The following is a 16,695-nucleotide window of genomic DNA, read 5'->3' as shown; positions in this document are numbered from 1 at the left end:
TTGTTCTTCTTGCCCATTGGACCTCCTGCCGAATCCCGTCTCGCACACTTATAACAATACAGCTTGCGATTACGAACTGTATGACTCAAATAACAATTTTACGACAATTGACGTGGAGGATCGAAGAGAAATGTCGATGCCTGAGCCGCGATGGCAGGACAATCCGACCGACCTTCCTGAAGACGCCCGCCGCGACTGGATCGCCGTGCTGCCGCTCGGCGCGCATGAGCAACACGGCCCCCACCTGCCGTTCGAAACCGACACGCTGATTGCCGAAGGGATCGTTACCCGCACGATCGCCGCCCTGCCCGGCGATCTGCCCGTCACCTTCCTGCCGGTCGAGCCGGTCGGCTATTCGATCGAGCACATGGACGTCGCGGGTACGAGGACTCTGACCTACGACGAGGCCGTCCAGCGCTGGCTCGCCATCGCGCAGGATCTCCATCGCCTCGGCATCCGCAAGTTCGTGATGCTGAACGCCCATGGCGGCAATTCGCCATTGATGACAATCGTCGCCACCGAAGCACGCGTGCGTTTCAACATGCTCGCCGTCGCGACGAGCTGGACCCGCTTTGGGCAGCCGGACGGCTGGATCGCGCCGGAGGACAAAACCCTCGACATTCACGGCGGCGACATCGAGACGTCGGTGATGCTGGCGCTTCACCCGGACAAAGTCGACATGACGAAGGCGGGCCATTTCACCTCCAGGCAGCGCGAATTTGCTGCGCGTTTCAAGCATCTGCGCGCCTATGGCCCGCATGCCTTTGGCTGGAAGATGCGCGACCTCAATACCGATGGCGTTGCCGGCAACGCCAAGGCCGCCACGGCTGCGCGCGGCGAGACGCTGATCGCCCATGCGATCAAGGGCTTTGTCGAACTGCTGGAAGACGTCAGGGAATTCGACCCGGCCGATTTCGGCTGAGGACGGAGGCGACAGCCGGCAAACACTTTCTTTGCGGTTTTGCGCTATCACAGGCGCGAAATCGAACGGCAGAGAACCCCATGGCGAAGATCATTGCGCTCGGCGCCTATTTCTACCAGGCCGTGATCGCCTTCGGCCTCTTGATCGTCGTCGCCCATTGGCTGGCGCCGGCCGACTATGCCAGCTATTCGCTGTTCATCTCCATCTGCCAGTTCGCAGCGATCGCAGCGTTCGAATGGGTCCGTTTCGCCTGCACGCGCTTTTACCCGGGCCCCGACGCTGACAGCGAAGCGGCGGAGAGGCGCACCATCCTCGTCGAAGCCATGGCCTGCGCCGCGCTCTGCCTCATCGCCGCAGCGATGGCCCTCCTCTTTGGCGTGCCGCCGGTCGTGGCACTTGTCGGCGGCCTGGTTTCGATCGCGCAAGGGAGCAGCGACCTGCATCTGACGATGCTGCGCTTCCGCCAAGATTTTCGTGCCTTTTCAGTGTTGCAGGGATCGCGCGCCACCATTCTGGCCGCAGGCACGCTTGCCGGCGCTTTGGTTTCGCCAAGCTTCCTGTCGACGGTGATCGGCCTTCTCGGCGGCTACGCTGTCTATGGCGTGCTCGCGTTCCTGCTGTCTCGCCGAGCCTTGACCCGCCCCACAGCCGCACTCGAGAGTGCGCGCATCCGCAAACATCTCGTCTATGGCAGCGTCTCGGCCGGCGCGGCGAGCGCTGCCATGTTCGCACCGCTTGCGCTCAAGGCGCTGCTGACATCCGCGCTTGGCGCCACCGGTGCGGCCGGCTCCCTGCTGGCGCTCGACCTTTTGCAGCGGCCTTTCGTCCTCATCGTTTCGGCGCTCCAGGCGATCCAGTACCCCGAGATTGTCGCGGCACACGACCGGGCCGAAGGTCGCGACGACCTGCCGCGACAGCTCGGACACTACTATGCGCTGCTGACGAGCTTTGCGCTGATGATGGCAGCCGGTATCTTCGCCGTGCTCCTCCCGGTAACCTGGCTGGTCATCAGCCCGGACCTGCAACAAGGTTTCCTCGCGGCCGCACCTGCCATCATCGTCCTCTCGCTCGTTCGCACGCTGACGCAGATCATGCTGCCGACGCCGTTGCATCTGAAGCAGCGCCTGGCGCTGATCCTGATGCTCGCCGTTGCCGATTGCGTGCTCCTGAGCCTTGGAGCGCTGGTCGCCCTGGTTGTTGTCGGAGCAGACGATGCCGCTCTCGCCTGGGGCAGCGCCATCGGTGCGATCCTCGCCGCCCTTATCGGCGTGCGGCTGATGTCCTCGCTCGTCTTCGAGTTTTCCTGGCCGCCCGTGCTTTTTGCCGCCGCCGGATTGGTCGCAGCCGCCCTCGCCTTCCTCTTCTCGGGCGAAACCGGCTATGTGACGATCGGCGCCGGCATCCTTGGCGGCGGTTTTCTCTGTTTGCTGGCGCTCAACCAGCTGCGACTGATGATGCGCGGCCCAAGTGCAAACGCAGCCTAGGCGCTAAGAAAAACTGCACGATTTTCCGCTTAGATCACCAAGAAGCAGCAAAGGGCGCATCATGAACATCGTCGTCGGCATAGCGACCGCGGGCCGCCGCGAGGTTCTCTCCGAGACGCTCATGCACCTGACGCGGCAAACACGGCTGCCGGACGTTGTCCTGATCTGCCCGAGCGCGCCCGACGACATCGACCTCGCCAGGATCGATGCCCTCGCCCTGGACATCCGTATCATTGAGGGCAACAAGGGTTCGAGCGCTCAACGCAACGCGATCCTCGACCATGCGGCGACCGCCGATCTCATCGTCTTCTTCGACGACGACTTCCTGCCACGCGACGATTTCCTTGCAGAAACCGAACAGCTCTTTAAGCGTGAGACAGACGTCGTCGTTGCGACCGGACTGGTGCTCGCCGACGGAATTCACGGCCCCGGCATCTCTGTTGCCGACGCCAAGGCGATCCTCGACGCCGATGCCGGCGCTCGGCCCAATGAAGCCGCCGGGCCGGCCTTCAACGCCTATGGCTGCAACATGGCCTTCCGCGCTTCAGCGATTGCCGCCGAGCGCACCCGGTTCGATGAGCGGCTGCCGCTCTACGGCTGGCAGGAAGACGTCGACTTCTGCCGGCGTCTGGCACCACGCGGCCGCATCGTCAAATCGCCGGCCCTGCGCGGCGTGCATCTCGGCAACAAGCGTGGCCGCACCTCCGGCCTGCGCTTCGGATACTCGCAAGTCGCCAATCCGCTCTACCTGCGCAACAAGGGCACGGTCGGACTGAAATGGGCTCTGCGCCTCATGGGTGGCAACGTCGCCGCCAACATCCTTGGCAGCCTCAAACCGCAGGGCCTCGTCGATCGCCGAGGACGGCTTAAAGGCAACCTGATCGCCTTTGGCGATTTTGCCCGCGGCCGCTTGGATCCGACGCGCGTCCTTGATCTCTGACGGCCGGATCAGGCCTGCTGTGCCGTGAGCATGTTGAGCAACACGACAGCACTTCCGTCCCAGGAAAAGCGCCGGGCGTTCTCATGGCCGGCACGCGCGAGTTCGCGGCGCGACACCTCGTCGGCCGAGATCGCCCGCATCGCATCGACCAATGTTTCCGTTTTCAAGGGATCGAAGTAACGAACCGCGTCTCCGCATGCTTCCCGCACCGGCGGAATATCGGCAGCGAGCACCGGGCACCCTTGTGTCATCGCTTCGATCGGCGGAATACCGAACCCTTCGTAAAGGCTCGGAAAGACGAAGGCGACGGCGCGGCGCTGCAGCCCGGCGATTTCCTCGTCGGTCAGGCGTCCCGGAAAGATGAGGTTGCCCCTCGACGTCGGCGCGATATCGCGAAAGACCGTCGGGTCCGTGCCGCCGACGACGACGAGTTTGTGATCGGCTGCGCCAAGCGCCTCGAAGGCACGCACCGCGAACTCGACGTTCTTGTTGGGCTTCAGCGTGCCGACGAGCAGGAAGAAGGGCGTATCAGCAAGTCCGAGCCGCTCGATGATGCCCTCGTGCGGCTGAAGGGCGGCGAAATGATCGGTCGCATTGTAGATCACGTCGATGCCGGCGGCCGGTACCTTGAAGACATCAGCGAGTTCCTTGCGCGAGAAGTTCGAGACGGTGCCGATCTTCGCCCGCCTTGCAAGGATGAAGCCGAGCGCGCCGTGGAACAGCCGATAACCGCGGCCGAACGAGGCGGGATGGCGAAACAGGGTGACGTCGTGGATCACCACCACCTGGTCGCCATGCAGGACCGGGCCGCTGCCGCCGAAGCCGATGAGCGTGTCGCGCCGCGCCCGCCAATAAAGCGCACCCTGCTCCCAGACGTGGCCGGGCCCCGAGCCGAAACGCTCCACCGAAATCGCCTTGAGGCCGAGGTCGTCGGCCGCCTTGTGAGGGGCAAGAAGCCGCCAGCGCACATCCTTCAACGCATGCGGCACCTGGCCCGCGGCAATGCGCGCATCGAGCGCCCGGGTCATCTCGCGAGCGAAGCGCTGCACGCCGGTTAGCGGCTGGGTCAGGAACCGGCCGTTGATGGAAATCGTCTTCACGCGGGAACCTCTTCGATGTGCCCGCACTCTCGCCGATTTTGATGAAAGGACGGTTATCGGCGACCCGCAGCGACCAGTGTTGCGTTCCGGCAAAATCGCCAGCGCCATTTGCGCATCGCCGCTGCATCTCCTATATGAGACGCGACTAGGATGCCTGCTCCCGCATCCGGAAATCCCAGAGGTTCCCATGACCGAAACATCCCCGCAGAAGCCGATCCCCGTCACCGTGCTTACCGGCTATCTCGGCGCCGGCAAGACGACGCTTTTGAACCGCATCCTCAGCGAGAACCACGGTCGCAAGTATGCCGTCATCGTCAACGAGTTCGGCGAGATCGGCATCGACAACGACCTGATCGTGGAATCCGACGAGGAAATCTACGAGATGAACAACGGCTGCGTCTGCTGCACCGTGCGCGGCGACCTGATCCGCGTGGTGGAAGGCCTGATGCGCCGCCCCGGCCGCTTCGACGCGATCATCGTCGAGACCACCGGCCTTGCCGATCCGGTGCCGGTCGCCCAGACCTTCTTCATGGACGATGACGTGCGCGCCAAGACCGAGCTCGACGCCGTCGTTGCCCTGGTCGACGCCAAGCACCTGCCGCTGCGGCTGAAGGACAGCCGCGAGGCTGAAGACCAGATCGCCTTTGCCGATGTCGTGCTGCTCAACAAGACCGACCTCGTCACCCCGGAGGAACTGGAGCGCATCGAAGCGACCGTGCGCGTCATCAATCCGTCGGCCCGCATCTACCGCACGCAGCGTTCTGATATCGACCTGGCGAAAGTTCTCGACCAGGGCGCCTTCAACCTCGAGCGGGCGCTCGAAAACGATCCGCACTTCCTCGACCAGGACGATCACGAACACGATCACACCTGCGGTCCCGACTGCGGCCACGATCATCACCATCACCACCATGATCACGATCACCACCATCATGATCACCACCATCATGATCATGACCACGATCACGACCATCACCACCACCACCATGACGCCCCCTCGCCGATCCATGACGTGACGGTGCAGTCGATCTCGCTGCGCGGCGGTGAGATGAACCCGGACCGTTTCTTTCCCTGGATCCAGAAGATCACCCAGACGGATGGCCCGAACATCCTGCGCCTGAAGGGCATCATCGCCTTTGCCGGCGACGCCGAGCGCTACGTCGTTCAGGGCGTGCACATGATCATCGAGGGCGACCACCAGCGTGCGTGGAAGGACGGCGAGAAGCGCGAAAGCCGGCTCGTCTTCATCGGCCGTGATCTCGACCGCGAGAAGCTCGAGCGCACGTTCAAAGCCTGCGAGGCACAGCCGAACTGATGCCGACTATCGCTCCCCTCGATCTCGAAGGTCACGTCGTCGGCGTGGCCTTTCTCAAAGGCGTTCCCTTCTTCGCCGAAGCCACCGGCGCCATCCACCGCCTCGACCTTGGCCACAAGACGACCGAGGCCCATGAGGGCCTCCTGTCTTTCGTCGTGGATGAAGCGAACGACACGCTTCTGACCGGCGGCGAAGACGGCAAGGTCATGCGCACGGCGGCAGACGGCACGACGTCGCTCGTCGCCGAAGCGCCGCGCAAGTGGATCGCCCAGGTTGCCGCAGGTCCGCAAGGCGCGGTCGGCTACGCCTACGGCAAGACCACCCATGTGCGGCTTGCCGACGGCACGACGAAGGATTTTACCGAGGAACGCACCGTCGAGGGCCTGGCCTTCGCGCCGAAGGGTCTGCGCGTTGCCGCCGCCCGCTATAACGGCGTGTCGTTGCACTGGGTCGGGATGTCCGGCCAGCCGATCGATCTCGAATGGAAGGGCGCCCATACCGGCGTCACCTTCTCGCCCGATGGACGCTTCCTCGTCACGACCATGCAGGAAAATGCGCTGCATGGCTGGAAGCTCGACGCCAAGCCCGGCGCCGAAGCCCGCCACATGCGCATGACCGGCTATCCGGCCAAGGTGAAGTCGGTCTCCTGGTCCGCCAAGGGCAAGTGGCTCGCTTCCTCGGGCGCGCCGGCCGCGATCGTCTGGCCCTTCCAGGGCAAGGACGGCCCGATGGGCAAGGCGCCGCTCGAACTCGGCACCCGAGCCGACATCATGGTGACCTCCGTCTGCTGCCATCCGGCCGAAGACATCGTCGCCATCGGCTATCAGGACGGCATGATCCTCGCTGCACGCTTTGCCGACAGCAAGGAAGTGCTGCTGCGCCGTCCCGGCAAGGGCGCGATCACCGCCATGGCCTGGAACAAGGACGGCCGGCAACTGGCCTTCGGTTCGGCCGAGGGCGACTGCGGCGTCGTCGATATCGCGGGATAACGGACAAGCCATGACCGCCTTGATCGAGACGCAACGCTATGCAGGCTCGCTTGCCGAGCCACTGGCCGATGGTGAAGTCTGGAGCCTCGTTCGAAACGAGGCCGCGAGCCTTGCTGTACGCGAACCGGTCATGGCGCCAGCCTTGAAACTGATCATCGATGCCGGATCCAATGCTGCGCTTCTGGCGGGCGTGCTCGCAGCCCCGCTTGCGTTTGCGCGCGCCGAAGAACGCTCGCTCGCGACGTTGCTGACGGAAACCTTCGACGCCAACCCGGAGATCCTGCTGGCGGCCGAGGCAGACCTCCAGGCTGTCAGGGAACGCGACCCCGCCTGCCCCGGTCTTTTGCACGTGCTCGTCAACCTCAAGGGCTTCCAGGCGCTACAGACCTATCGCGCCGCCCATCAGCTCTGGTTCGACGAACGCCGAGAGGTCGCCAACTGGCTCTCGAACCTCGCGTCGCTGGTCTTCGGCCCTGACATTCATCCGGCCGCCTGCATCGGCAAGGCTGTCATGCTCGACCATGGCTCCGGCATCGTCATCGGCGAGACCTCCGTCATCGAAGACCAGGTTTCGATCCTGCAGGATGTCACGCTTGGCGGCACCGGCAAGGAAACCGGCGACCGGCATCCGAAGATCCGCCGCGGCGTGATGATCGGCGCCGGTGCGAAGATCCTCGGCAATATCGAGGTCGGTGCCTTCAGCAAGGTCGCGGCCGGCAGCGTCGTGCTGAAGCCGGTCCCGCCGCGCACCACGGTCGCAGGCGTGCCGGCAACGGTGGTGCGCATCCATCGCGTCGACGAGGTGCCGGCGGCCGAAATGGATCAGACGATCGTCTGATCCATCTTCATTCGCATCAGATCTTCACCAGCGCCGCCGTCACGTACATGAAGGCGGCGCCGGTAGCGAGACCGGCGAGAACCGGCGGCGTCAGGAACACGTCGCGCCCGCGCTCGCTTTGCCGCATCAGATAAGCCCCGACTTCGATGATCACCTGCAGGATCGCCCCTGCGCCGACCGCGAGCGCCAGCGCCGACCATTGCACCGAGGTCGCAAGGCTCCCGAGCCACATGCCGATCACAGCCGGGCCGCCGGCAAGCAACGTCAGCCCGATGAACACCGAGATGGATGGCCGCTTTTTCAAGATCGGAGCGGCAATGCCGATGCCTTCCGTCACGTTGTGGAGCGCAAACCCGAGCACCAGGAAGGTGCCTAGCCCCGCCGACCCCGCCGCGAAGGCCGCGCCAATCGCCAGCCCCTCGCCGAGATTGTGCAAGCCGATGCCGAGCGCGATGTAGGTGGAAAGCGCAAGCCCGGCCGGCGCACCGCTGCGCCTGCCGATCGCCATCAAGAGCAGGAAACTGCTTAAAGCCGCCAGTACCACCATGACCGGCCCCTGGAAGATTGCTGCCGCCTCGCCGGCAAGTTCGAGCGCCTCGGCGCTGGCATCGACCAGCAGGAAGCCGAGCAGGCCGATCGTCAGCGACAGGAGGAAGGCCATGCCCTCACGACCGACGCCGCGCAGCACCGGATAGAACATCAGGCCGACGGCCACCGGCACGATGCCGACGATGATGCCGACCAGCGCCTGCAGTCGCAGTTGCCCTGTCGTTGCCTGCGGCGTCGGCACGGCGACGGCAATATCATGGGCGAAGGTCGCGCCGGTATTGGTCAGCACCTTCACCGCATGTGCTTCGCCGAGCATCCACGGGAAAGGCAGGCTAAGCCAGGCCGCCTGGCCCCGCGCCATCGGACCCGGCGGGTCCTGGGTGAATTGCCAGTAGGCGTCGTCCACCTGGACCTGCGCCACCGTCATCGATTCCGAACCGCCGGCGCGAACCAAGAGACGCAGTCCGCCGTCGTCAAGCACGGCCCTTTCGAAGGTCAGGTTCTCGATCGGTGGCGCGCCGTTGCGGAAGCCGGACAGCGGATCCGTCGACAGGATCCAGGCGACGGCGACCCCGAAGGCCAGCAGTGGTAGCGCAAGCCACACCAGATTGGTCCTGGCCGCGCGGATCGCGGCCCGCGGAAGCATCTCGTTCATGCCAGCGCCTCCACAACGTCGAACATGCCGACCCAGCCGAGCTCTGTGAACTCGGTCTGGTGGGGATGGAACATGTAAAGACCCGGCTCATGCTCGGCGAAGGTGAATTCGAGGATACCGCGCTGCGCCTGGCACTGGGTAACAAGATCGACGGTCTTCAAGGTCGGCGTCAGCGTCGTGCCCTGGTCGTAGTAGTCGAAGAAATTGGCGTGCAGGTGGAAGGAGTTGATCGGGTCGAACTCGATGACGTTGACCAGATAGATGCGCACCGGCTTGTCCTTCACGATCCGGATCGGCCGCTTCATGAAGGCATGGGCGACAGTGTTGACCGCGTAGAATTCGTTCTCGGCATCGAAGTTGGTGTCGAAGGCGTTCATCACCATGACAAGTTCCTGCCAGCCGGCGTTTTCGGGCGTGCCGAGCAGTCTTGAGCGGGCAACGTCGGCGTGTTCCGGCCGGCGCTCCGGGTCGGGGTCGATGACAAAGGCGCCGTACATGCCCTTGTGGATGTGCCGGCGCAGCGGCATGGCGTGGCAATGATAGAGATGGCAGCCGAACGGCTTGGCATCGAACTCGTAGACGAACTCGTCGCCCGGATCGACCATGCCGGCACCGGGCACGCCGTCCATGCGCGCCGCGTGAATACCGTGAAAATGGATCGAATGCGGGTGCGAGGCGTAGTTGCGAAAGACGATCCTGAGCCGCTCACCCTCCTTTGCCCTGAGTGCAGGCCCTGGAACCCGGCCGTTATAGGTCCAGGCAGGAAATTTGATGCCGGGCGCGATCTCGATCTCGCGATCCTCCGCCGTCATCTCGAAGGTGCGCAGCGTCCGCCCGTCCGGCAGCGTCGTCACTGTCCCCGTGTCCCAGTCGGTGAGCATGTCTGTCGGGTCAAAGCCATTGACGGCACTATCGACGTCGCCAACCGTCATCATGGCGCCATGGCCCATCGCGGGCATGGGCTCTGCACCCACCGCACCTGCCGGCGCCGGATGGCCGGCATGCGTCGCCTGTTGCTGTCCGAGCGCGCCGCTGGTGCAGATCGCTGTCCCGCCGGCCGCCGCCAGCCCGCCCATCAGGAGACTGCGCCGTCGCAGCAGGTCCCGTCTCGTCCCCATACTCATGCTCGACCCTTTGCTCGACCGGCTTTGCGATCGGGTAATGCCCACACACGCGGAAGCGCGCGACCGGTGCACGTATCTTTTTGCAAATCATTCGCAGCTACATGAATAATGCAAATGCAACTCATTCGCAACTAGATCGCAAATGAAACGACCCGCTCTGGGTCGCTCGCAGATCCGCTCCGCAAGTGGCGCCTAAGGTTCTGGTTCCAGAACGAAAAAACGTCCCCGAAGCTTCGCGCTTCGAGGACGTTGACCGGCAGCCGGTTCCCGGGCTCGAAACGAGTGCCCGCATGATCGCAAGCGATGGCGCTACCACTCGAGTTCGAGTTGCGGCCGCCCGTTCGAAGTCTTCTCGACCGTTCGCCCCGTCTCGTCGACCGTCGCCACCACTCTTTGCCGAAAAGCGGAAAAGCTCTCGAAGGTGACGACGTCGACCGGCTCGTCGAACTTCATTGTCAGGCGGTAGCGCCCGGGCTGCGCCGCAAGCGCCTGCACGCCCAGGATCTCGCCTTCAAAGGGCTGGCCCAGATAGTGGCCCTTGACCCGTGATCCGAGCATCCAGGGATTGAAGGGCGGCCGGTTGCCGACAGCGGCGTGAAGCGTGTTCCAATCGCGCTGGCCGTATTGGGCGGCGATCAGTTCGAGCGAGCGGGAATGACTGATTGTTTCGCCTTCGGACGCAAGGCGGGCACGCAGGCGTTTTGCCTGGTCCTTCAGGGCGTCGAGCGAGGGAAGCGTGGTTGATCCGCGCGTCATGAGATGGTCTCCTGCAGCGGCATGCATTTCCTAGAGATGGTGCCCGCATTGCCACCGGTTCGCATGCCGTTTCGGCTGACCGTGTCTCAAAAAAGGGCTTCACCAAAGCATGACGCTCGCGGACGGCAGGGGCCCTCGCCCTGCCCGTTCCATAGGGGAAGCCACCTGTCCTGTCAAATTCGGCCTGGCGATACGGCGGTCGCGCGCGCTCGAGAAGACGATTGCGCACGCGCAAAAGCTGTGGGACGACTACAAAAAACGGGGAGAGACATCATGACCGAGATGACGATACTCGCATTCGCACTGGTTGCCTTCATCGGTATCGCGACGCCCGGCCCGACGGTTCTGCTCGCGCTCACCAACGGCTCGCGCTACGGCGTCAAGCGCGCCACTGCCGGCATGGTCGGCGCGGTGCTTTCCGATTTCGTGCTGATCGGCGCCGTCGCCCTCGGGCTTGGCGCCCTGCTCGCCGCGTCCGAATTCTGGTTCACAGTCGTCAAATGGCTGGGTGCGGCCTATCTCGCCTTCCTCGGCATCATGCTCCTGCGCTCGAAGGGCACGATCCAGGTCGCGAGTGACGACAGCGGCATGGCCACCCCTGTCTCTACCCTTGCCATCTTTCTCAAGAGCTTTCTCGTCGCCGTTACCAACCCCAAGGGCTACCTCTTCTTCAGCGCCTTCCTGCCGCAATTCATCGACGCAACGATGCCGCAAGTCTCCCAGTACGCCACCCTTGCGCTGGTCTTTGCCCTCGTCGATTTCGTGGTGATGCTCGGCTATGCCCAGCTCGGCGCGCAGGCCGCGACCTTCCTCAAGCACTCTGGCGCCGTCTGGCTCGATCGCCTCTGCGGCGGCGCCCTGCTGGCGCTCGCAGGGTCGCTCGCCCTCTACCGCCGCGCCACCGCCTGAGATGCTGTTTCGCCAGGCGGCGCTCGCCGGCATTGCCGGCGGCCGTGTGACCCTTGCCTTTCGACGCTGGACGAAGCCGACCGTCAAGGCCGGCGGCACACTGCGAACGGCGATCGGTGTGCTTGCGATCGATGCGGTGGACGTCATCGACGCGGACGCGATCACAGCGCAGGAAGTCGAACGGGCGGGTTATGCCGATCGCGATACCCTCTTAAGGGAGCTTGCCGCAAGACCGGATGGCCATTGCTACCGCATTGTCTTTCATCTCGCCGGAAGCGATCCGCGCATTGCCCTGCGCGAGACGGCCGCGCTTCGCAGTGAAGATCGTGCGCAGATCGCCCGCAAGCTCGCCACCTTCGACCGCAGCGCCGGAACGGCCTGGACGTTGCCGGTGCTGCAGCGGATCGCCGCTCAAGACGGAACAACGGCCGCCCAACTGAGTACCGCCATTGGCATGGAAAAACTCAAGCTCAAGGCGCAAATCCGCAAACTGAAGGAACTTGGCCTGACCGAGAGCCTGACCGTTGGATACCGCCTGTCGGCCCGCGGCCGCGCCTATCTTGAAGGCGATTGACGCTTTGATGAGCGCCAAAAAGGAGGCGGATGGCGCCGGAGACGCCATCCGCTTTTCTTCTAGGCACATGTGGCCCGCGGCAGAGAAGAACACCCTGAGGCTCTTCCCTACATCCCTGCGTCACAGATCACAGTGCAAGGTTTTGACGGGTGGTCGGTCCGAACGCGTTTCGAAGCGAAACCCTTTGGGAGCGATTGCGGGATATGGGCGGAAACCGCGCCAGCTTTCCCGGCGGCCCTTTAATGGCGGCGCTGCTTGCCACCGTTGTTCGACAGGATGCCGAGACCGAGGTCGACGTCGTTGCCGGAGAGAACTCCGTTCAGCGACTTGTTGAGGATGCTGTTGTCGGAAAGCACATCACCGACATCGACCTTCGGCGCGATGACGATGCCGTTGGCGATGCCGCCGTTGAGGACATTCACTTTCTTGCCGGACAGGATTCCGAGGTTGAGGCCACCGGCCGACGCCTGCGAAACGGTGGCGGCCACAACTGCGATAGCGATGCAAACTGTCTTGATCGTCATGGGTTTACCTCCTGTTGGACGTGTACCTGCTGTACACAACCAAGAGGATACAATTAGCATTTCATTAATCAATTGAGAAAGCGAACTATCATAAACGGTTAAGCATAACATTTGCAATTTTAACGTTTACTACTCACTGCTGCACCTGATGCTCGGATTGCAGCTGCAGAGAAATATTCAACGACGCTAATTACAACATAAAGTTTTATTAACCACGTAACTCCATCATATTCTTATAAAGGTCTCGTTTGAGGAATTGGGGATGCGATCATTCCCGGCGGTTGCAGCTTCAGTTGTCTTCCTCACGACGCCCGCCCCGGCCGCCAGCGAGACCACGTTCGACTACTCAGCCGGCTACGGCCACAGCAGCAACATCTTCGAAGATCCGCAGGTGCTTTCCGGCCCATTTTGGGAAGGCCGGCTGGGCTTGCGTGGCAGCCTTGAACTCGGCGAAGGCAAGCTCAGTTACGGCATCCGCCAGTTCGAGCGACGGATCACCGACTTTCGTTTCGCCGACACCCATCTCACCGGCGGTACGCTCGGCTATGCCTTTCCGCTTGGCCAGGGCCTGCTGGTCGAATTGGAAGCCGCCGCCATCCGCAACGATTCCGGCGACCTCTTCTTGAAGTTGCCCAACAATGTCATCGGCTATCGCACCGTTGACTATTCGAGCCAGGCGGCCGCCAAGGTGACGGCCGAGGGGCTTGGCGGAAAAACCGCCTTCTCGGCGAAATACGACGAGCGGCGGCGGGGCATCGCGGAGTTCACCACGGATCTCATCCAGCCGACCAAGCTCGACCCGGACGTCGCACTCGCAACGTTCGGCGTCAGCCATTTCCGGGCTGTTGCCGGTGGCGAACTCTGTCTTTGCCTGGAATACAGCCGCTCGATCATTCCCGGCAACGAGCAGAACAGCTTCAGCCGTTTCCCGGCAACGACGCTGCGTGGCTCGATCGCCTATGCCCGCCGCTTCGACGACGGCGTTACCCTCATCGGCGAAATCGGCATGATCACGCTGGCGAGCGACAATCTCGGCGACACGAACCGCTACACCGAGCCCTACCTGCGCGCCGAGGCCAAGTGGGAAACGTCAGCCGGTTTCGAAATCGGTAGCGGCTTTCGCCAGGACATCGCCATCGACGACATCGACGACGCCGTCGCCGAACTCACCCGGACCGTCTCCGCCTCGGTTGCCCAGCGCTTCAATCCCTGGATGAAGGCGAGCCTTGGCTACGAGGTCAGCCGCGCCACCTACTACTACTATCTCTACGACCGAAAGGCCGAGACACTGACGGCAAAGCTGCTGCTCGGCCCGGAAAAGAAGCCGCAGCTCGAAATCGAATATGCCCATACGTTGCAGCGGGAAACCGACCCGACGCAGGATTACAGCGCCAACACCATAGTTGCCCGTATCGGCGGCTCGTTCTAGCTCATCCCGCCCGTTCAGCTTCCGACCAGCGTGCGGGTGCGCCGTTGCGTAACTTCGGCGAGTGTGGGACGACTTGCCGCCATATCGGGTTGGCGAGGAGACAGGCATGATTGGCTATACAATGGTTGGGACGACGGATCTGAGGCGTGCGGAACGTTTCTACGATCCGGTGATGGCGGTGATCGGCCAGGAGCGCTGTTACTGCGATGAGCAGGTCTCATCCTGGGGAAGGAAGGACGACGGCAAAGCGCCCCGATTTTTCGCCTGTTACCCGTTCGACAACAAAACCGCCTCAGTCGGCAATGGCGCGATGACCGCATTCCTGGTGGAAAATGCCGGGCTGATCGACCGAATGTTTGAGATCGCGATCGAGCGCGGCGGCAGCGAAGAGGGAGCACCAGGCTTTCGCCCGCACTACGGCGAGGGCTTTTATGCCGCCTATGTGCGCGACCCCGACGGCAACAAGCTTGCCTTCGTCTGCTACGACGCGCGCACGGACAAGGATGCTTGAGTAGCGCCGGATCCGGCCGGTGAGGAGATGGCCGGCATCTGCTCCCTCGCCGATCAAAGGTGACCAGCAAGGGAGCAGCCAAAAACCGCCCCCGCAGGGTTGGAGGCGGAAATGGGTCAGGCGGCGCGACGGACCGGAGGCATCGCCAGCTTGCGGCCGCTGGCGACGATCAGGCCGGCGGCGCCCTCGAGCCAGTTGTCCCTGAGTTCGAGCGCCAGGAACCGGTCGCGCTCGAACGGCCCGGGCATCACCAGATGCTGGGTGCGGCTGGCAAAGAAACCGAAGCGCTCGTAATAGGCGGCGTCGCCGACCAGCAGGACCGCGCCGTGGCCGCGGTTCTTGGCCTCTTCGATCGCGGCGCGCATCAGCATGCCGCCGATGCCCTTGCCCTCGTGATCCGGGTCGACGGCGAGCGGACCGAGAAGCAGCGCCGGCACCGCATGGCCTTCACGGCCGACGCCGGCCTCGACGTTCCACAGCCGCACCGTGGCGATGACGTGGCCGTCGGCGTCGCGGGCGACGAAGGCAAGGCCCTCGGCCGGCACGCGGCCGCTGCGCAGCTTCTCCGAAGACTTGCGGCGGCGTTCCGGGCCCATGGCGCGGTCGAGCAGGTTTTCGCGAGCGACGACATCGCCCGGGTTTTCAGCATCAATTACAAACGTGGACGGCGCAAAGAATGCGCGCAGGGCGTCAACAACAGCGGCCATCGGGGCCTCCCGTCATCAAAACCGCTTCAGGCGGACCGAACGAAAATTGTGAAATGGCGCTCCCGCTTTGGACGGGAGCAGCCGGATCAGATCACATAGGCCTTCAGCGGCTCGAAGCCGTTGAAGGCGACGGCCGAGTAGGTCGTCGTGTAGGCGCCCGTGCCTTCGATCAGAACCTCGTCGCCGATCGAAAGCGTGATCGGCAGCGGATACATGTTCTTCTCATAGAGCACGTCGGCCGAATCGCAGGTCGGGCCGGCGAGCACGCAAGGCTCCATTTCGTCGGCGTCGCGCGTCGTGCGGATCGGGTAGCGGATCGCCTCGTCCATGGTTTCGGCGAGACCGCCGAACTTGCCGATGTCGAGGAACACCCAGCGATGGGCGTCGTTGTCCGACTTCTTCGACACCAGCACCACTTCAGCCTTGATCACGCCGGCGTTGCCGACCATGCCGCGACCCGGCTCGATGATGGTCTCCGGGATGTTGTTGCCGAAGTGCTTCTTCAGCGCACCGAAGATCGCCTGGCCGTAGGCTTCCGCCGTCGGCACGTCCTTCAGGTACTTCGTCGGGAAGCCACCGCCCATGTTGACCATCTTCAGCTCGATGCCACGCTTGGCAAGCTGCACGAAGACGCGCTTGGCATCCGAAAGAGCCGCGTCCCAGGCGTCGAGCTTCGTCATCTGCGAACCGACATGGAACGACACGCCGTAGGATACGAGGCCGTGCTGGTGAGCGTAGACGAGCACGTCGACAGCCATCTGCGGTACGCAGCCGAACTTGCGCGACAGCGGCCATTCGGCGCCTTCGCCATCGGTCAGAACGCGGCAGAATACGCGGGCGCCGGGGGCGGCGCGGGCGATCTTCTCGACTTCCTCGTGGCTGTCGACGGCAAACAGGTTGATCCCAAGCGCATGAGCGCGGGCAACGTCGCGCTCCTTCTTGATGGTGTTGCCATAGGAAATGCGGCTCGGGGTCGCACCGGCGTCGAGCGCCATTTCGATTTCAGCGACGGACGCGCAATCGAAGGAGGAGCCCATGCCGGCGAGCAGGCGCAGGATTTCCGGCGCCGGGTTTGCCTTGACGGCATAGTAGATCGAGCTGTCAGGCAGCGCGTGGCGGAAGGCCTTGAAATTGTTGCGCACGACGTCGAGATCGACAACGAGGCACGGGCCGTCGGGTCGTCGGGTGTTGATGAAGTCGATGATGCGAGCCGTGGTCATGGCCATACTCCCCTGATCCAAGATGCCCCGCTTTCGCGGAGGACAAAGGGCATACGCGCACATGCGATGGAACCAGCCGGTGGAGACCCCGGAACCAAGCATGCGCTCGATGCGCGAACGGTGAATCAAAGCCCGCCTAGGCTTCAATT

The 16,695-nt window shown here is 63.5% G+C and carries 17 protein-coding genes; 10 read left to right on the top strand and 7 right to left on the bottom strand.

Annotated features, from left to right (window positions below; translation table 11 throughout):
- Positions 1-130: 130 nt before the first annotated feature.
- The 3 genes from VGO04_RS00215 (at position 131) to VGO04_RS00205 (ending at position 3,346) form a co-directional block, all read left to right on the top strand.
- Entirely contained in the window at positions 131-922 is a 792-nt protein-coding gene (locus VGO04_RS00215) for a creatininase family protein (protein ID WP_327493941.1), read from the top strand.
- Between the two features lie 80 nt (positions 923-1,002).
- On the top strand, positions 1,003-2,406 hold the full coding sequence (locus VGO04_RS00210) for a hypothetical protein (protein ID WP_327493940.1): 1,404 nt from the start codon (positions 1,003-1,005) through the stop codon (positions 2,404-2,406).
- A gap of 61 nt (positions 2,407-2,467) precedes the next feature.
- On the top strand, positions 2,468-3,346 hold the full coding sequence (locus VGO04_RS00205) for a glycosyltransferase family 2 protein (protein ID WP_327493939.1): 879 nt from the start codon (positions 2,468-2,470) through the stop codon (positions 3,344-3,346).
- An 8-nt stretch (positions 3,347-3,354) separates the two neighbouring features.
- Here the strand turns inward: VGO04_RS00205 and VGO04_RS00200 are convergent, their stop codons facing one another.
- Entirely contained in the window at positions 3,355-4,446 is a 1,092-nt protein-coding gene (locus VGO04_RS00200) for a glycosyltransferase family 1 protein (protein WP_327493938.1), read from the bottom strand.
- 187 nt (positions 4,447-4,633) lie between these two features.
- Here VGO04_RS00200 and VGO04_RS00195 point away from each other — a divergent pair, with 187 nt between their 5' ends.
- Genes VGO04_RS00195 through cysE form a run of 3 tightly spaced genes read left to right on the top strand, consistent with a single transcriptional unit; the run spans position 4,634 to position 7,588 of the window.
- Entirely contained in the window at positions 4,634-5,761 is a 1,128-nt protein-coding gene (locus VGO04_RS00195) for a GTP-binding protein (protein WP_327493937.1), read from the top strand.
- Entirely contained in the window at positions 5,761-6,750 is a 990-nt protein-coding gene (locus VGO04_RS00190) for a WD40 repeat domain-containing protein (protein WP_327493936.1), read from the top strand. The genes VGO04_RS00195 and VGO04_RS00190 overlap by 1 nt, the downstream gene beginning before the upstream one ends.
- 10 nt (positions 6,751-6,760) lie before the next feature.
- Positions 6,761-7,588 carry a serine O-acetyltransferase gene (gene cysE / locus VGO04_RS00185; protein ID WP_327493935.1) on the top strand — a complete coding sequence of 276 codons (828 nt, stop codon included), beginning with the start codon at positions 6,761-6,763 and terminating at the stop codon, positions 7,586-7,588.
- A 16-nt stretch (positions 7,589-7,604) separates the two neighbouring features.
- Here the strand turns inward: cysE and VGO04_RS00180 are convergent, their stop codons facing one another.
- The 3 genes from VGO04_RS00180 to VGO04_RS00170 all read right to left on the bottom strand — a co-directional run bounded on the left by VGO04_RS00180 (position 7,605) and on the right by VGO04_RS00170 (position 10,672).
- Entirely contained in the window at positions 7,605-8,792 is a 1,188-nt protein-coding gene (locus VGO04_RS00180) for a metal transporter (RefSeq protein ID WP_327493934.1), read from the bottom strand.
- Positions 8,789-9,916, bottom strand: coding sequence for a multicopper oxidase domain-containing protein (locus VGO04_RS00175; RefSeq protein WP_327493933.1), 1,128 nt, complete (start codon positions 9,914-9,916; stop codon positions 8,789-8,791). Before VGO04_RS00175 ends, VGO04_RS00180 begins: the two co-directional genes overlap by 4 nt.
- A gap of 309 nt (positions 9,917-10,225) precedes the next feature.
- Positions 10,226-10,672, bottom strand: coding sequence for a glyoxalase superfamily protein (locus VGO04_RS00170; RefSeq protein ID WP_327493932.1), 447 nt, complete (start codon positions 10,670-10,672; stop codon positions 10,226-10,228).
- A gap of 273 nt (positions 10,673-10,945) precedes the next feature.
- On the opposite strand from VGO04_RS00170, the gene VGO04_RS00165 reads away from it, so the two are divergent.
- Positions 10,946-11,581 (top strand): LysE family translocator, encoded by a 636-nt coding sequence (locus VGO04_RS00165; protein ID WP_327493931.1) that lies wholly within the window; start codon positions 10,946-10,948, stop codon positions 11,579-11,581.
- 1 nt (position 11,582) lies between these two features.
- Entirely contained in the window at positions 11,583-12,155 is a 573-nt protein-coding gene (locus tag VGO04_RS00160; protein WP_327493930.1) for a hypothetical protein, read from the top strand.
- Between the two features lie 239 nt (positions 12,156-12,394).
- Here the strand turns inward: VGO04_RS00160 and VGO04_RS00155 are convergent, their stop codons facing one another.
- The gene (locus VGO04_RS00155) at positions 12,395-12,679 is read right to left on the bottom strand and encodes a hypothetical protein (RefSeq protein ID WP_327493929.1); all 285 of its coding nucleotides are present in this window, start codon (positions 12,677-12,679) and stop codon (positions 12,395-12,397) included.
- Between the two features lie 262 nt (positions 12,680-12,941).
- On the opposite strand from VGO04_RS00155, the gene VGO04_RS00150 reads away from it, so the two are divergent.
- Both VGO04_RS00150 and VGO04_RS00145 read left to right on the top strand, forming a co-directional pair.
- A complete protein-coding gene (locus tag VGO04_RS00150; protein ID WP_327493928.1) occupies positions 12,942-14,108 on the top strand; it encodes a hypothetical protein in 1,167 nt (388 codons plus the stop codon).
- 106 nt (positions 14,109-14,214) lie between these two features.
- Entirely contained in the window at positions 14,215-14,619 is a 405-nt protein-coding gene (locus tag VGO04_RS00145) for a VOC family protein (protein WP_327493927.1), read from the top strand.
- A 116-nt stretch (positions 14,620-14,735) separates the two neighbouring features.
- Here the strand turns inward: VGO04_RS00145 and VGO04_RS00140 are convergent, their stop codons facing one another.
- Positions 14,736-15,326 carry an N-acetyltransferase gene (locus VGO04_RS00140; RefSeq protein WP_327493926.1) on the bottom strand — a complete coding sequence of 197 codons (591 nt, stop codon included), beginning with the start codon at positions 15,324-15,326 and terminating at the stop codon, positions 14,736-14,738.
- Between the two features lie 86 nt (positions 15,327-15,412).
- The gene (gene odc2 / locus VGO04_RS00135) at positions 15,413-16,552 is read right to left on the bottom strand and encodes an ornithine/lysine decarboxylase (RefSeq protein ID WP_327493925.1); all 1,140 of its coding nucleotides are present in this window, start codon (positions 16,550-16,552) and stop codon (positions 15,413-15,415) included.
- Between the last annotated feature and the right edge of the window lie 143 nt (positions 16,553-16,695).

Source organism: Ensifer sp. (genome assembly GCF_035999185.1).
Lineage (GTDB): Bacteria > Pseudomonadota > Alphaproteobacteria > Rhizobiales > Rhizobiaceae > Ensifer.
This window is presented reverse-complemented; position numbering and strand designations above follow the sequence as displayed.

What these genes read in the sequence shown, in the direction of transcription:
- VGO04_RS00215 (WP_327493941.1), top strand. Translation starts at nt 131, where the DNA reads ATGTCGATGCCTGAGCCGCGATGGCAGGACAATCCGACCGACCTTCCT.
- VGO04_RS00210 (WP_327493940.1), top strand. Translation starts at nt 1,003, where the DNA reads ATGGCGAAGATCATTGCGCTCGGCGCCTATTTCTACCAGGCCGTGATC.
- VGO04_RS00205 (WP_327493939.1), top strand. Translation starts at nt 2,468, where the DNA reads ATGAACATCGTCGTCGGCATAGCGACCGCGGGCCGCCGCGAGGTTCTC.
- VGO04_RS00195 (WP_327493937.1), top strand. Translation starts at nt 4,634, where the DNA reads ATGACCGAAACATCCCCGCAGAAGCCGATCCCCGTCACCGTGCTTACC.
- VGO04_RS00190 (WP_327493936.1), top strand. Translation starts at nt 5,761, where the DNA reads ATGCCGACTATCGCTCCCCTCGATCTCGAAGGTCACGTCGTCGGCGTG.
- cysE (WP_327493935.1), top strand. Translation starts at nt 6,761, where the DNA reads ATGACCGCCTTGATCGAGACGCAACGCTATGCAGGCTCGCTTGCCGAG.
- VGO04_RS00180 (WP_327493934.1), bottom strand. Translation starts at nt 8,792, where the DNA reads ATGAACGAGATGCTTCCGCGGGCCGCGATCCGCGCGGCCAGGACCAAT.
- VGO04_RS00175 (WP_327493933.1), bottom strand. Translation starts at nt 9,916, where the DNA reads ATGAGTATGGGGACGAGACGGGACCTGCTGCGACGGCGCAGTCTCCTG.
- VGO04_RS00170 (WP_327493932.1), bottom strand. Translation starts at nt 10,672, where the DNA reads ATGACGCGCGGATCAACCACGCTTCCCTCGCTCGACGCCCTGAAGGAC.
- VGO04_RS00165 (WP_327493931.1), top strand. Translation starts at nt 10,946, where the DNA reads ATGACCGAGATGACGATACTCGCATTCGCACTGGTTGCCTTCATCGGT.
- VGO04_RS00160 (WP_327493930.1), top strand. Translation starts at nt 11,583, where the DNA reads ATGCTGTTTCGCCAGGCGGCGCTCGCCGGCATTGCCGGCGGCCGTGTG.
- VGO04_RS00155 (WP_327493929.1), bottom strand. Translation starts at nt 12,679, where the DNA reads ATGACGATCAAGACAGTTTGCATCGCTATCGCAGTTGTGGCCGCCACC.
- VGO04_RS00150 (WP_327493928.1), top strand. Translation starts at nt 12,942, where the DNA reads ATGCGATCATTCCCGGCGGTTGCAGCTTCAGTTGTCTTCCTCACGACG.
- VGO04_RS00145 (WP_327493927.1), top strand. Translation starts at nt 14,215, where the DNA reads ATGATTGGCTATACAATGGTTGGGACGACGGATCTGAGGCGTGCGGAA.
- VGO04_RS00140 (WP_327493926.1), bottom strand. Translation starts at nt 15,326, where the DNA reads ATGGCCGCTGTTGTTGACGCCCTGCGCGCATTCTTTGCGCCGTCCACG.
- odc2 (WP_327493925.1), bottom strand. Translation starts at nt 16,552, where the DNA reads ATGGCCATGACCACGGCTCGCATCATCGACTTCATCAACACCCGACGA.